Raw genomic sequence first — 12,847 nt, 5'->3', positions numbered from 1 at the left:
GCACGCTCGCTTGAAGCTCTTCATCACCCGCATCGTTCTGGCGCTCAAGAAATTCGGCGACTGGGCAACGGCGCAGCTGATCTTCGGCCTGCTCGGGCTTCTGCAGATGCTGCCGACGGCGAAGGCGATCGATTTCGTCGATCGCATGGCACGGCGCATCGGCCCGATGACCTCGCGCCACAAGCTTGCGATGGAAAACCTGCGCCGCGCCTACCCGGAAAAGACCGAAGCCGAACGCGAGGACATCGCGCGCGACATGTGGGGCAACATGGCCCGCCTTGCCGCCGAATACGTGTTTCTAGACGATTTGTTCGACTACGACCCGAATGCGGGCAACACGGGCACCATCGAAGTATCCGGCACGGACATCTTCCTGGACCTGCGCGACAATCCCCGCCCCTTCATCGTCTTCACCGCCCATACGGGCAATTTCGAGCTTTTGCCGATCGCGGCTTCGGCCTTCGATCTCGACGTGACGGCGCTCTTCCGGCCGCCGAACAATCGCTATGTCGCCGAGCGCGTCATGAAAGCGCGCCAAAGCCGCATGGGCAAGCTGGTCGCCTCCAATTCGGGTGCCGCCTGGACCCTGGCGCGCACGCTGGAAGACGGCGGTGCGGTTGGCATGCTCGTCGACCAGAAGTTCCACAAGGGCGTGACGACGCAGTTCTTCGGGCTGCCGGTCAAGACCAACCCGCTGCTCGCCAAGCTGCAGCGGCAATATGATTGCGAGGTCTACCCCGCTCGCTCGATTCGCCTGCCGAACGGTCGCTTTCGCCTGGAAATCGAGCCGGCCGTCACGATCCCCAAGGACGCCAACGGCAATGTGGACGTCGCCGCCACCGCGCAGATGCTGAACGACAAGGTGGAAAGCTGGGTGCGTGAATATCCCGGCCAGTGGCAGTGGTTCCACGATCGCTGGGCGATCAAGCACGAACTGTAAGTCCGGCGATCACCGTCAGAACGAGCAGCGCCGAGCACGCGGCGCCGTAAATGCGGATCGCGCGATCGATATCGGCCATCGTGCACATCCGGCCGGCGGCATTGAGCATGGGCTCGGCGACACGCTCGCCGCCATAGGTCCGAGGGCCGGCAAGCGCCACATCGAGCGCACCCGCCATCGCCGATTCCGGCCAGCCGGCATTGGGCGAGCGGTGCAGCTCGTGATCCATCAGGGCGATTTTAAGCGCCCGCCGCGCCGCGCTCAAACCCGCCTGGACGAAGGCGCCGGCGGCGATCAATGCGGCTGAGAGCCGCGCGGCCGGCCAGTTCGCCCAATCGTCGGCAATCGCGGAAGCGCGACCGAAATCGATGTGGCGGACGGAGCGATGGCCGATCATGCTATCGGCCGTGTTGAGCATCTTGTAGGCGAGGATGCCCGGAAGGCCGAGAAGCGCATACCAGAAGGCCGGCGCAACGACGGCATCGGAAAAGTTCTCAGCAAGGCTTTCGATCCCCGCTCGAGCAACGCCTTTCTCATCGAGGGTCGCCGGATCACGGCCGACGATCATGGAAACCGCGAAACGCGCGCCCTCGAGACCGCCGGTGCGATAGCCGATCGCAACCGCCTGGACATGATCCGAGAGGCTCTTTTGCGCGAGAAGCACCGCAACCACGATCAATTCGAGCAGCACGCCGACGAAGCTGGCATGCGCGAACATCAGCGACAGTGTGGCGCCTACGACGACTGAAGCAGCCAACAGCGTCCCGATCACGAGCCGGCCCGCGAGGCGACGTGACGCAGGCCTCGCCCCCTCTGGATTGAAACGCTTGTCGGCAAAACCGATCGCCTTGCCGAAGATTACGACTGGATGCGGCAAGCGCCGCCATAGCCAGTCGGGGTCGCCGACGAGACGGTCGAGAAGAAGTGCTGCGGCAAGGATGAGCAATTGCCGTTCAAGATCAATGATCATGGCCGGTCAGGATTTCGGTATGGCAGGAAGTTTGGAAAGCGCATCGGCAAGACGCTCAGCCTCGGAGGCATCCTTCGTCAGGCCGAAACGCAGCCAGTCGGCGCGATAGTCGAAGGCACGAACGAGGACATGCTGACGGCAGAGATGCGCGTAGATTTCCGAGGCCGCAGGATGCTGGACGAGCAGGAACAGCCCGCCATCGCCGATGATGGGAAGACCGGCCCGGTCGAGGACATTTCGCGTTTCTCGGTGACGAGCCCGGATTGCCTCGCGTACCGACGCGACCTTGACGCGATCGGCCATCAGATCGGCAGCGATGGCGAGTGCCGGACCCGACACGGGCCAAGGCCCCATCATCGCCTCGATCGTCGACAGGCGTGCCTCGTGCGCAATGACGAAGCCGAGGCGCAGACCAGCCAGGCCGAAGAATTTGCCGAAGGAGCGCAGCACGATCAGATTGTCGCGCGATCCGGCATCGCCAGCCACGCTTTCGATCGGGTCGGTGTCGGCGAACGCCTCGTCCACGATCAGCGTTCCACCCCGCACAGCCAGCCGGTCGGCTGCGGCGAGAATGTCCGCGCGTGGCAGAAGCCGCCCATCGGGGTTGTTCGGATTGACCACGACGATCGCATCCGCGTCCGCTTCGAGCGCATCATCCGCCGACTGTTCGTCGACCTGCCAGCCGCTCGCGCGAAACACGCGGGGATATTCGTTATAGGTCGGCGCGGCGATCACCATGCGCCGACCACCAGCCAGAAGCCGCGGGAGCATCTGGATCGCGGCCTGCGTTCCGGGTACCGGCAAGGGCTGCGCATGATCGTCCGGCACACCGTAATGCAAGGCAGCAGCGGCACGCGCGGATGCCGTGAGATCGGCATCCGGAAGGCGCTGCCAGATATCGCCAGGGGGCCAAGCAAATTCCGCCGGCTGCGGGTTAATGCCGGTGGAAAGATCCAGCCAGTCGCGCGGCTGGCCGCCGAACAGTCGGCAGGCAGCGGCAAGCCCGCCGCCATGGCGCGGCAAAGCACTCATGCGTCACCCGCAAGATCGATCAGGTGCATGAAGGAGCCGGCCACGCGCCCACGCCGCAATCCCACCTGTCCCAGATCGGCGCCGAGCGCGTCTGTCGCTGTGAAGAGCCGGTCGCCCTCCTCCCGCACGATCGTCGCATAGTGAAACTCATGCGCGGTCAGGCGCGTAGTGAAGGGCGCGCCCGCAAGCGGCGTCAGCACGCGGTAGCCGAGATGGCGCCGTCGCTGCGCAAAGCTCGTCACCAGCGACAGCATGCCGAGCATGGGATGCTCGACGCCGTCGGCATCGAGGAGGCCGTCGCCCAGAACCATGTAGCCACCGCATTCTCCAAAGATCGCCGCGCCCCGGTCTCGCGCGGCAATCATTCCGTTACGAAATTGCGTCGCCGCAGCGAGCTCCCCCGCATGCAGCTCGGGATAACCGCCCGGCAGGCAGATGGCGTCGCAATCGGCCAGCGGAGCTTCGTCGGCGAGCGGCGAGAAAAACGAGATCTCCGCGCCGCGCCGCCGCCAGCCGAAGAGCATGTGCGTATAGGCAAAAGCAAAGGCGATATCCTGCGCGACGGCGATGCGTTGTCCCGGTGGCGGCAGGCGATGAATATTGGCTTCGCTTTCCGGCTGCCGGAAAAGCCCGGCTGCGCGCAGAACGGCATCGAGGTCGATGCCGGCCGAAACCGCATCGGCGGCGCGCTCGATGAAGCCTTCGAGCGCTTCGTGTTCTTGCGCCTGGACCAGACCGAGATGCCGCTCGGGCAGTTTCAGGGCTGGGTCGCGCATCAGAATACCGAAAACGGAAATGCCCGCGCGGCCGAGCGCATCCCGCAGCATCGCCCCATGGCGCTCGCTCGCGACATTGTTGAGGATCACGCCAGCGATCATCACACCCGCGTCGAAGCCGGCAAAGCCTCTGACCAACGCGGCGATAGAATGCGACATTTTCGATGCGTCGACGACGAAGACGACCGGCAGCCGCATCAGTCGCGCGAGATCGCCGGAGGAGCCCCGCCCGTCGGCGGCGGCGTCGAACAGCCCCATCATCGCTTCCACGACGAAAAGCTTGCCGCCCGCCATCTGCAGGCTGGCATTGGCAAGCATGAGTTCCGGCCGCATGGCCCAGGGGTCGTAGTTGAAGCAGGCGGAACCGGCAGCCGCCGCATGAAATGCCGGGTCGATATAATCCGGCCCGGCCTTGCCCGGCGCAAGCGCAATGCCGCGCCGATTCAAAGCACGCAGGAGCCCGAGCGTGACAGTCGTCTTGCCCTGCCCCGAACTCGGTGCTGCGATCAGGAACCCAGCCATCTCAACCGGCGTCCCGTTTCTGGTCGCTGCGGTCGCCCATCGGGTCTGCGGTCAGCGTCTTGCCCTGAAGCGCGCCCAGCCAGTCGAGACCTGCGCGCAGGCGAACCACTTCGCCGAGGACGACGATTGCCGGCGGCGCGAGCCCGGCATCCTCAAGCGCCGGAAGCGCCTGCCCGAGCGTGGTGACGAGAACGCGCTGCTCGGCCGTTGCGGCGTTGCAGACGAACGCCATAGGCTCGTCTGCGCGGCGACCGGCTTCCAAAAGCTTTTCCACGATGACGCCGATATGCTTCATCGCCATGTACATGACGAGCACCGGCGATCCCTTGGCGACAGCGTTCCAGTCGATCCGGTCCGGCACGAGGCCGGAGGAGTCATGGCCGGTGAGAAAGGTCACCGTGTGGTTCGTCTCGCGGTGGGTCACGGGAATGCCCGCATAGGCCAGACCGCCTATGCCCGACGTGATGCCCGGCACGATGCGGAACGGGATCTGTTGTTCGACCAGCGTCAGCGCCTCTTCCCCGCCGCGCCCGAAGACGAACGGATCGCCGCCTTTCAATCTCAGCACCCGCCGCCCGGCGCGCGCCAGTTCGACCAGCCTGAGCGAGATGTCCCGCTGCTTCGGCGAAGGCTTTCCCCCGCGCTTGCCGGCAAAGATCATCTCGGCACCCGGCCGTGCCCATTGCAGGCACGTTTCATCCACCAGCGCATCATGCACGACCACATCGGCCTGCATCAGCGCATGGACTGCAAGCATCGACATCAGGCCGGGATCGCCCGGGCCTGCGCCGACAAGCCAGACATGACCCGGCAGAAGCTCGGGCAGGCCGGCAAAGGGCGATGGTGCTTGCCTCAAAGGCCGGTCTCCTTTCCCCGTGCCGGGCGCTCGCCTATAAGCGAGCCATGGTCGACGACGCTACAGCCCGCGGCAAAAGAAGCAAGCCAGCCGGCGACGGCGGGACAGCGCCTTTGCGACGTGGCTGGACGACGGGTGCCTGCGCCACCGCCGCGACGAAGGCGGCGCTGACCGCGCTCCTCACCGGCACATTTCCAGATCCCGTGACGATCCGCCTGCCAAAGGGTGAAGAACCCGCTTTCCCGCTCGCTGTCGAAAGGCTTGGCGACGATGTTGCGTCCGCTGGCATCGTCAAGGACGCGGGCGACGATCCGGACGTGACCCATGGCGCGACGATAATCGCGTCGGTCCGTTTTCTCCCCCAAGGCGCCGGCGTCGTCTTTCGTGCCGGTTCCGGCGTCGGCATGGTGACGAAGGCTGGACTGCCGGTGCCTGTCGGCGAAGCGGCGATCAACCCGGTGCCCCGCGCCATGATGCGGGCGGAAATCGAGGCGCTGTGCACGGAGCATGGGCGTTCGCCGGATGTGGAGGTTACGATCTCCGTGCCCGGCGGCGAGGCGATTGCGGAAAAGACCTGGAACCCGCGGCTCGGCATCGTCGGCGGGCTTTCGATCCTCGGCACGACGGGTATCGTCCATCCCTTTTCCTGCTCCGCCTGGATCCACTCCATCCATCGCGGCGTGGATGTCGCGCGCGCCGAGGGGCTGACTCATGTGATCGCGGCGACCGGTTCGACCTCGGAAGCCGCGGCCCAGGCGATCTATGGGCTTCCCGAAATCGCGCTGATCGACATGGGCGACTTTGCGGGAGGCCTGCTCAAATATCTGCGCGTGCACCCAATCGAGCGGCTGACGATCGCCGGCGGTTTCGCCAAGCTGACGAAGCTTGCGCAAGGTGCGCTCGATCTGCATTCGGCACGCAGCAAGGTCGACATGGCATTCCTCGCCGATCTTGCGGGACACGCGGACGCCGAATTTCGCGAGCGGATTCTGAATGCCAATACGGCGTTGGAGGTACTTGAATTGACCCGGACTTCCGGCATCGATCTTGCTCCGATGATTGCCGCGCGCGCCCGCCGGACGGCTATTGAAACCTTGCGCGGCGCGGCGGTGAATATCGAGATTATCGTCACCGATCGCCAGGGAGACATCCTTGCGCGCAGCGCCTGAAACGATCCTGATCCTCGGCGGGACGCGCGAAGCGGCCGAGATTGCGGCAAGGCTCGCCGAGAGCCGCAAGGCCCGCATCGTCACTTCGCTTGCAGGACGGACGCGCGAACCGAAACCGGTGGCTGGCGAAACCCGGATCGGCGGCTTCGGCGGCGCGGACGGTCTTGCGGCATATCTCCAGGACAATGCCGTCGATCTCGTGATCGACGCGACCCATCCCTTTGCCGGCACGATCTCGGCCAATGCGCGGCGAGCGGCGGATCTCCGCGCCATCCCGCTCATCAGCCTTGCGCGCCCTGCCTGGGACGCTGTCGACGGTGACCGCTGGCAGCGCGTTGCGACCATCGCGGATGCCGTTGCCGCCATCCCTGAAGGTGCGACCGTGCTTCTCGCCCTCGGCCGCCAGCATATTGCACCCTTTGCCGACCGCGCCGACGTGACCTTCGTCATCCGCATGGTGGACAAGCCCGAGGCCGACCTGCCCTTTGCGCGTTTTGTACTCGTGCTTGGCAAGCCAGATCTCGACGTTGCAGCCGAGGAGGCGATGCTGGTCGCCCATGGCATTGCATTGATCGTCTGTCGCAACTCCGGTGGCCGGGGCGCATATGCCAAGATCGAAGCCGCGCGCCGGCTCGGCCTGCCGGTCATCATGATCGACCGTCCTGAGCAGCCCGTCGGCCTACACACATATGCGTCCGTCGAGGCGCTTCTCGGTGCAGGTCTCTTGCGAGGGCTCGCCGACCCATCATGAAGCCGCCCGCTGCTTCTTGCCCCGATTGCGCAGCACATGGGCATAAGAGGCGTCGTACAGTGCGGAATCCCGGAACTCCACCTCGCCGAACACCTTACCGACCATGACGAGCGCCGTGCGGGTGATCTTCGCCTCGCGCACCGCATCCTTCATGCCGGAAAGCGTGGTACGGATATAAAGCTCGTCGGGCCAGGTGGCGCGGTAGGCGATCACGACCGGGCAATCCGCGCCGTAATAGGGCTCCAGCGCCTCGCGGATATAGACGAGGTTCCGGATCGAGAGATGGATGGCGAGCGTGGCGCCGGAGCGGCCAAGAATTTCCAGTTGCTCGCCCTCGGGCATGGCGGAGGCCTTCATGCCGGTGCGGGTGACGATCACCGTCTGCGCGATTTCCGGCAGCGTCAGCTCCGTCTTCAGCTTCGCGGCGGCAGCGGCGAAGGCCGGAACGCCAGGCACGATCTCGTAGTCGATGCCGAGAGCATCGAGCCGGCGCATCTGTTCGGCAACCGCGCCGTAGATCGACGGGTCGCCGGAATGAACACGCGCGACATCCTCCCCTCGTCCGTTCGCGGCCTCGATCTCGGCAATGATCTCATCGAGATGCATCGGCGCCGTATCCATGACGCGCGCGCCTTCCGGTGCGGCCTTCACGATCTCCTCCGGCACCAGCGAGCCGGCATAGAGGCAGACGGGGCAGCGCTCGATGAGCCTGAGCCCCCGCACGGTGATGAGATCCGGTGCGCCCGGCCCGGCTCCGATGAAATAGACCGTCATGAGGATGATCCCATCGCTGTTCCCGCCTTTCCGGCGTAGCCGCGCGGCGTGTAGACCCACAGGCGCCCGTCGCCCGTTTTGACCGTTCGGGTTTCCGACGAGCCGACGATCACCACCGTCAACATGTCGACATCGTCGATCTGAAGCTCCGCGAGCGGCACGACCCGCACGGTTTCGCCCTCGCGCCCGAGATTGGTGGCGAGCACCACGGGTGTATCCGCCGGCCGATGTTGCAGCAGCACGTCGCGGGCATGCGCAAGCTGCGTGCGCCGGCGCTTCGAGACCGGATTGTAGAAGGCGATCACGAAATCACCCTCCGCCGCTGCCTTCACGCGCCGCTGGATGTCTGCCCAGGGCGTCAGAAGATCCGACAGCGAAATCGTGCAGAAATCATGCCCGAGCGGCGCACCGACGCGCGCGGCTGCCGCCTGCAGAGCGGAAATACCCGGCGACACGACGATCTCGATCCGCCGCGCCGCATCCGTCAGCCCCGCCTCACCGCCGGCCTTGTCCAGAAGCTCGAAGGCAAGCGTCGCCATCGCGTAGATGCCGGCATCGCCCGAACAGACGAGCGCAACGGTCCGCCCGGTGCTAGCAAGCTCCATCGCATGGCGCACGCGCAGTTCCTCCGCGCCGAGATCGAAATCATGCCGCATCTTGCCATCTGCGAGGCGCCCAAGCAGGTCGATATAGAGGCCGTAGCCGACAAGATCGGTCGACTGCTCCACCATGCCGCTCACTTCCGGCGAGCGCCACGCGTCGCTGCCGGGCCCGATGCCGACGATGAAGAGCGTACCCCGCGCCCGCCCGATCGTTTCGGCGTCCAGAGGGGCGATCGCCCGCCCGATGGCGGCCGTGACGGCGCGGGTCTTGCGCTTCGGGACGATGAGCGCGCCTTCCGGACCCACAGCTGCGAGCGCCGCGCCTTCGGCCACGCCGTGACAGCCGACTTCCGCAAAGACGATATCGGATGGATTTTCGAGCCGATGCGCTTCGGCTTCGAGCGTCGCCGCATCGAAAAAGCGCGCCGGCACGCCGAAATGCGCGGCGACGGCGTGGATTGCGGTCTCATCCGCCTTGAGACCGAGCGAGGCCACAGCCGCGAGACTCTTCGGAGCGAGCCCGGCGGATGACAGCGCGTCATCCGCGAGAGCGATGGCTTCGGCGGCAGAAGCGCCGCGCTCGCAACCCATGCCAAGCACGAGCGTCGCGGGATGATAGACGAGTTCCCGCGGCCCCGGCTTCCGGGCGGTGTCCGTCACGCTCAGGGTGATGTCACCACCGGCATCAAAGGGCAGACGGCTCTCCTGCAACCAGTCGGCCTGCCCTTCGAGGCGAACGGAGACGCCGGCAACGAGATCGGCCATGACGGCACGCGCACCTTCCGGATTCGCCAACCGGTAGCCCTTGGGCGGATCGTCGAGCGCGACGCCGAAGCGCAGATCGCCGGCTGTCGTGATCGCCACGTGGGCGGAGAGTGCAGCCGCGATAGTCCGGCCGAGATCGTTGGCGCCATGGTGCCCGCCGAGAAGCGGAACGACGCTCGCGCCATCCTCGGAAACAACGACGACCGGCGGCTCGGCCTGCTTGTCAGAAAGATGCGGCGCCAGAAGTCGGATGATCGCACCGGTCGCCATGAGGGCTATGATCGGCCGGCCTGCCCGGTAGAGCGCTGCGAAATGGGCACCCGCGTCCTCGAACGGCAGGTCACTGCCGTCCACCCTGCGTGCAAGCCCGTGGATTTCACCGCCGATCTGGGTGGCGATCTTGGACGCCAGCGGCACCGCATGGGTCGAAAGGATGACGATCGCGGGCTTCATCGGTTCGATCCCGTGAGATCGGTGATCCAATGCTCGGCACCCTTGTAGACGAGAATCATCGAGAAATAGGGCGCTGCATCTTCGGTGACTGCGCCGAGCGGCAAGACGCGCTCGGATGTGAGCGTGACGCGTTCGAGATAGAGGCTTGCGGCCTCCAGATTCAATGTCTGAAGCAATTGCCTGATCCGGTTGAAATGGCGGCCGATCTTGATGATCGCGAGTGCGTCGGCGGCCTCGATCCGTGCCTGAAGCGCGGCATCGTCGAGCGGCGCCGGCAGCACCGTCAGCACGTCGTTGCGCGCGGCAAGCGGCCGCCCGGCAGCGGCGGCAGCGGCGACCATGGAAGATACGCCGGGCACGATCTCAATCCGATGCGCGCCGGCGAGCCGCTCGAAGAGATACATGAAGGAGCCGTAGAAAAACGGATCGCCTTCGCACAGCACCGCGACGTCGTCTCCCGCGGCAAGCGCCGCGCCGATCTCATCGGCCGCCTTGTCGTAGACCGCGCGAGCCGGGAAGCGCTCGACGCGCATCGGCACGACGATCGGAATTTCGCGCTGCTCGGGTTTGAGAAAACTTGCAACGATCGAGCGCGCAAAGCTCTCGCCGCTGTCCGGCGCAGGATACGCGACGACGGGTGCCGCTATGAGGATGCGATGCGCCTTCAGTGTCAGGAGTTCCGGGTCGCCGGGACCGACACCCAGCCCGTAGAGCGTGCCGCTCATGGTTGCTCTCCGCCTGAATCATCCGCTGACTTCGTCACCGACCAGAGCGTCACCGGCATCAACGGCTTCCAACCCATGAAGCGGCCGACTGGCTCGGCCCGCGAGACGGCCATGCGCACGAGATTGCCACCAAAGCGGGCGTGTAGATCGAGAAGCCGCGCTTCGCTTTCCAGCGTTACGGCGCTCGCCACGAACCGACCGTTGCCACGAAGCGCCGCCCACGCCGTCTCGAACGTCCCATCCGTTGAAATTCCTCCGCCAATGAAGACGGCGTCGGGCTGAGCGAGCCCCGCGAGCCCCGAAGGTGCACGGCCTTCGACGATCGACAGATGCGGTACGCCGAGCGTCTCGGCATTGGCGCGGATCATGGCGAGCCTTCGCTCGACCGGCTCGATCGCAATCGCTCGGGCGAGCGGCGCAGCCCGCAGCCACTCGACGGCGACCGACCCGCAGCCGGCACCGACATCCCACAGCAAACGACTGCCGCCGGGCCGCAGATGCGCCAGCACCGCCGCGCGGATTTCGCGCTTGGTCATCTGGCCGTCGTGCTCGAAGGCATCGTCGGGAAGGCCCGACATCGGCCCGTCGATCATAACGCCGGCATCTGCGATGCAGGTGATCGCCAGCGTGTTGAAGTCCGCGAACAGTTGGCCTTGCGCCTCCCTCGCTTCCAGATCGACGATCCGCTCTCTCGGTCCGCCGAGATGCTCCAGCACCGTCAGCCGTGACGCACCATAGCCGGCGCGTGCCAGTATCGCCGCTGCCTCCTGCACCGTCTGGCCATCGGAGGTCAGCGCCAGAATGCGTTGCCCGTCGGCCAGATGCGCGGCAAGGCGAGCGACGGGTCGTCCGTGCAGTGAAATACAGGCGACATCCTGCAGCGGCCAGCCAAGCCGGGCAGCCGCCAGCGAGAAGGCCGAGGGTGTGCCGATGATTTCCATCTCGGCAGGCGCAACGTGGCGGGCAAGTGTCGAGCCAATGCCGAAATGCATCGGATCACCCGTTGCGAGGATAACGAGGGGAGAGCCGCGTCGGGCGAGGATGGCGATCAACGTCGGCTCGAAGCCATCGCTCCAGTCGAGGATAGCCTTCCCAGCAAGATCGAGGCCCGACAGCGCATCGAGCACGCGACGCGCGCCGAGAAGCGCCTCAGCTTCGGCAATGGCTGCGGTGGCCCGCGGAGAAAGCCCTGCGACGCCCTCCTCGCCGATCCCGATGATGGTAAGCCATGGCGTTGTCCTATCGGCAGGTTTTCCATCCGCTGCGCTCATCGACCGGCCTCCAGCGCCAGTGCATTGACGGCGGCCGAGGCCATGGCGCTGCCGCCGCGCCGGCCGTGAACCGTGATGAACGGTACCCCGTGGGGTCGGCTTGCGAGCGCTTCCTTCGATTCCACAGCACCAACGAAGCCGACTGGAATTCCGATGATGAGCGCCGGCTTCGGCGCACCCGCCTCGATCAGTTCCAGAAGCCGGAAGAGCGCGGTCGGCGCGTTGCCGATCGCGACGATCGCGCCGTCCAGACGCGGCAGCCAGAGATCCACCTGTGCGGCCGACCGCGTCGTCCCTTGCTTCTTCGCCAGGACGGGTACCGAGGGATCGTTGAGCAGGCATAGCACCTCATTCTCGGCAGCGAGGCTCCGCGAGATGATGCCGTGACGCACCATTTCCACGTCGCACAGGATCGGCGCTCCCGCTCGAAGCGCAGCCCGCCCAGACGTCGCAGCATCGTTTGAGGCCGCGATGGAGGCGACGAGATCGACCATGCCGCAGGCGTGAATCAATCTCACAGCAATCGCGTGCAAATCGCTGGGCAGCTTCGAGAAATCGGCTTCGTCCTCGATCGTTGCGAAGGAGCGGCGATAGATTTCGTCGGGATCGCGGACATAGTCGAAGGGCTGCGAATTCGATGGGGCGTCGGCCGATTTCGGCGCATCGGCGATCGGCGCTGACGCGACTTGAGGCAGCACGCGGGCAACCGAAGTCGACCCGGCCCGCGCGAGTGTCGATCCGACGATCCAGCCCTCCTCTGAGAGCACCGCGGCGCGATCAGTCTCAGAAAGGCTGTCGGGCGCAGCAAGATGCGGCTCCAGCGCATCTTCGGCGTCGAGCGATGCGAAGGTTTCCACCACGGTGCGCACCTGTGCTGCGTCCAGGCAGGGCTCGTCTGGCTTTTGGGTAATAGGTAGCAGCGAAGGATAGATCTCGGTGATGACGATCGGTGCATCCAGGTCATCGGCGAAACCCGTCTCAAAGGGCCAGACCCTGATCTTGCCGGCAAGGCCGGGATGCCGCCGCAGGCGTTCCAGCCCCGCAATACCAACAAGACTCTGGCTGCCGACGGCGCCAGCGCCAGCGAGCTGCCACAGCGTCTTTGCGCCCGGCAAATGCCGTTCGATCACGCGCCGCTCGGAGATGCTCCCGGCCTGAAAGCCCGCCTTCGTCCGCGAAAGTCCGACATGCTCGGTCTTCGTTCCGTTGCCCCAGAACTGCACGCCGTGTTCCGGCAGAAG

At 65.7% G+C, this 12,847-nt stretch carries 12 protein-coding genes; 3 read left to right on the top strand and 9 right to left on the bottom strand.

All coding sequences use genetic code 11. The annotated features are described in order from the left end of the window. The first annotated feature begins 10 nt into the window (after positions 1 to 10). Complete coding sequence (locus PU133_RS09080) at positions 11 to 940, top strand: lipid A biosynthesis lauroyl acyltransferase (protein ID WP_404864368.1); 930 nt, start codon at positions 11 to 13, stop codon at positions 938 to 940. Here PU133_RS09080 and cbiB read toward each other — a convergent pair. Genes cbiB through cobA form a run of 4 tightly spaced genes read right to left on the bottom strand, consistent with a single transcriptional unit; the run spans position 924 to position 5,096 of the window. Continuing rightward, entirely contained in the window at positions 924 to 1,910 is a 987-nt protein-coding gene (cbiB, locus tag PU133_RS09075) for an adenosylcobinamide-phosphate synthase CbiB (RefSeq protein WP_404864367.1), read from the bottom strand. The two genes, PU133_RS09080 and cbiB, sit on opposite strands and share 17 nt — an antisense overlap. A 6-nt stretch (positions 1,911 to 1,916) precedes the next feature. Further along, complete coding sequence (gene cobD / locus PU133_RS09070) at positions 1,917 to 2,942, bottom strand: threonine-phosphate decarboxylase CobD (RefSeq protein ID WP_404864366.1); 1,026 nt, start codon at positions 2,940 to 2,942, stop codon at positions 1,917 to 1,919. Continuing rightward, positions 2,939 to 4,240, bottom strand: coding sequence for a cobyrinate a,c-diamide synthase (locus PU133_RS09065; protein ID WP_404864365.1), 1,302 nt, complete (start codon positions 4,238 to 4,240; stop codon positions 2,939 to 2,941). Before PU133_RS09065 ends, cobD begins: the two co-directional genes overlap by 4 nt. Position 4,241: 1 nt before the next feature. Further along, positions 4,242 to 5,096 carry a uroporphyrinogen-III C-methyltransferase gene (gene cobA, locus PU133_RS09060; protein ID WP_404864364.1) on the bottom strand — a complete coding sequence of 285 codons (855 nt, stop codon included), beginning with the start codon at positions 5,094 to 5,096 and terminating at the stop codon, positions 4,242 to 4,244. Between the two features lie 47 nt (positions 5,097 to 5,143). On the opposite strand from cobA, the gene PU133_RS09055 reads away from it, so the two are divergent. Next, positions 5,144 to 6,265, top strand: coding sequence for a cobalt-precorrin-5B (C(1))-methyltransferase (locus PU133_RS09055; protein WP_404864363.1), 1,122 nt, complete (start codon positions 5,144 to 5,146; stop codon positions 6,263 to 6,265). Continuing rightward, positions 6,249 to 7,016: a cobalt-precorrin-6A reductase gene (locus tag PU133_RS09050; protein WP_404864362.1), complete on the top strand. Its 768-nt coding sequence runs from the start codon at positions 6,249 to 6,251 to the stop codon at positions 7,014 to 7,016. The genes PU133_RS09055 and PU133_RS09050 overlap by 17 nt, the downstream gene beginning before the upstream one ends. On the opposite strand, the gene cobM is transcribed toward PU133_RS09050, so the two are convergent. From cobM to PU133_RS09025, 5 genes are read right to left on the bottom strand one after another with little or no spacing between them, the layout of a single operon-like run. Next, positions 7,011 to 7,790 (bottom strand): precorrin-4 C(11)-methyltransferase, encoded by a 780-nt coding sequence (cobM, locus tag PU133_RS09045; RefSeq protein WP_404864361.1) that lies wholly within the window; start codon positions 7,788 to 7,790, stop codon positions 7,011 to 7,013. The genes PU133_RS09050 and cobM overlap by 6 nt on opposite strands. Further along, complete coding sequence (gene cobJ / locus PU133_RS09040) at positions 7,787 to 9,610, bottom strand: precorrin-3B C(17)-methyltransferase (protein ID WP_404864360.1); 1,824 nt, start codon at positions 9,608 to 9,610, stop codon at positions 7,787 to 7,789. The genes cobM and cobJ overlap by 4 nt, the downstream gene beginning before the upstream one ends. Continuing rightward, positions 9,607 to 10,335 (bottom strand): precorrin-2 C(20)-methyltransferase, encoded by a 729-nt coding sequence (gene cobI / locus PU133_RS09035; protein WP_404864359.1) that lies wholly within the window; start codon positions 10,333 to 10,335, stop codon positions 9,607 to 9,609. Before cobI ends, cobJ begins: the two co-directional genes overlap by 4 nt. After that, a complete protein-coding gene (gene cbiE, locus PU133_RS09030) occupies positions 10,332 to 11,606 on the bottom strand; it encodes a precorrin-6y C5,15-methyltransferase (decarboxylating) subunit CbiE (protein ID WP_404864358.1) in 1,275 nt (424 codons plus the stop codon). Before cbiE ends, cobI begins: the two co-directional genes overlap by 4 nt. Beyond that, positions 11,603 to 12,277: a precorrin-8X methylmutase gene (locus tag PU133_RS09025; protein WP_404864490.1), complete on the bottom strand. Its 675-nt coding sequence runs from the start codon at positions 12,275 to 12,277 to the stop codon at positions 11,603 to 11,605. The genes cbiE and PU133_RS09025 overlap by 4 nt, the downstream gene beginning before the upstream one ends. Between the last annotated feature and the right edge of the window lie 570 nt (positions 12,278 to 12,847).

The organism is Georhizobium sp. MAB10, assembly GCF_045012825.1.
GTDB lineage: Bacteria > Pseudomonadota > Alphaproteobacteria > Rhizobiales > Rhizobiaceae > Georhizobium > Georhizobium profundi.
Note: the sequence above shows the minus strand (reverse complement) of the source record. Positions and strands in the feature narration are given on the sequence as shown.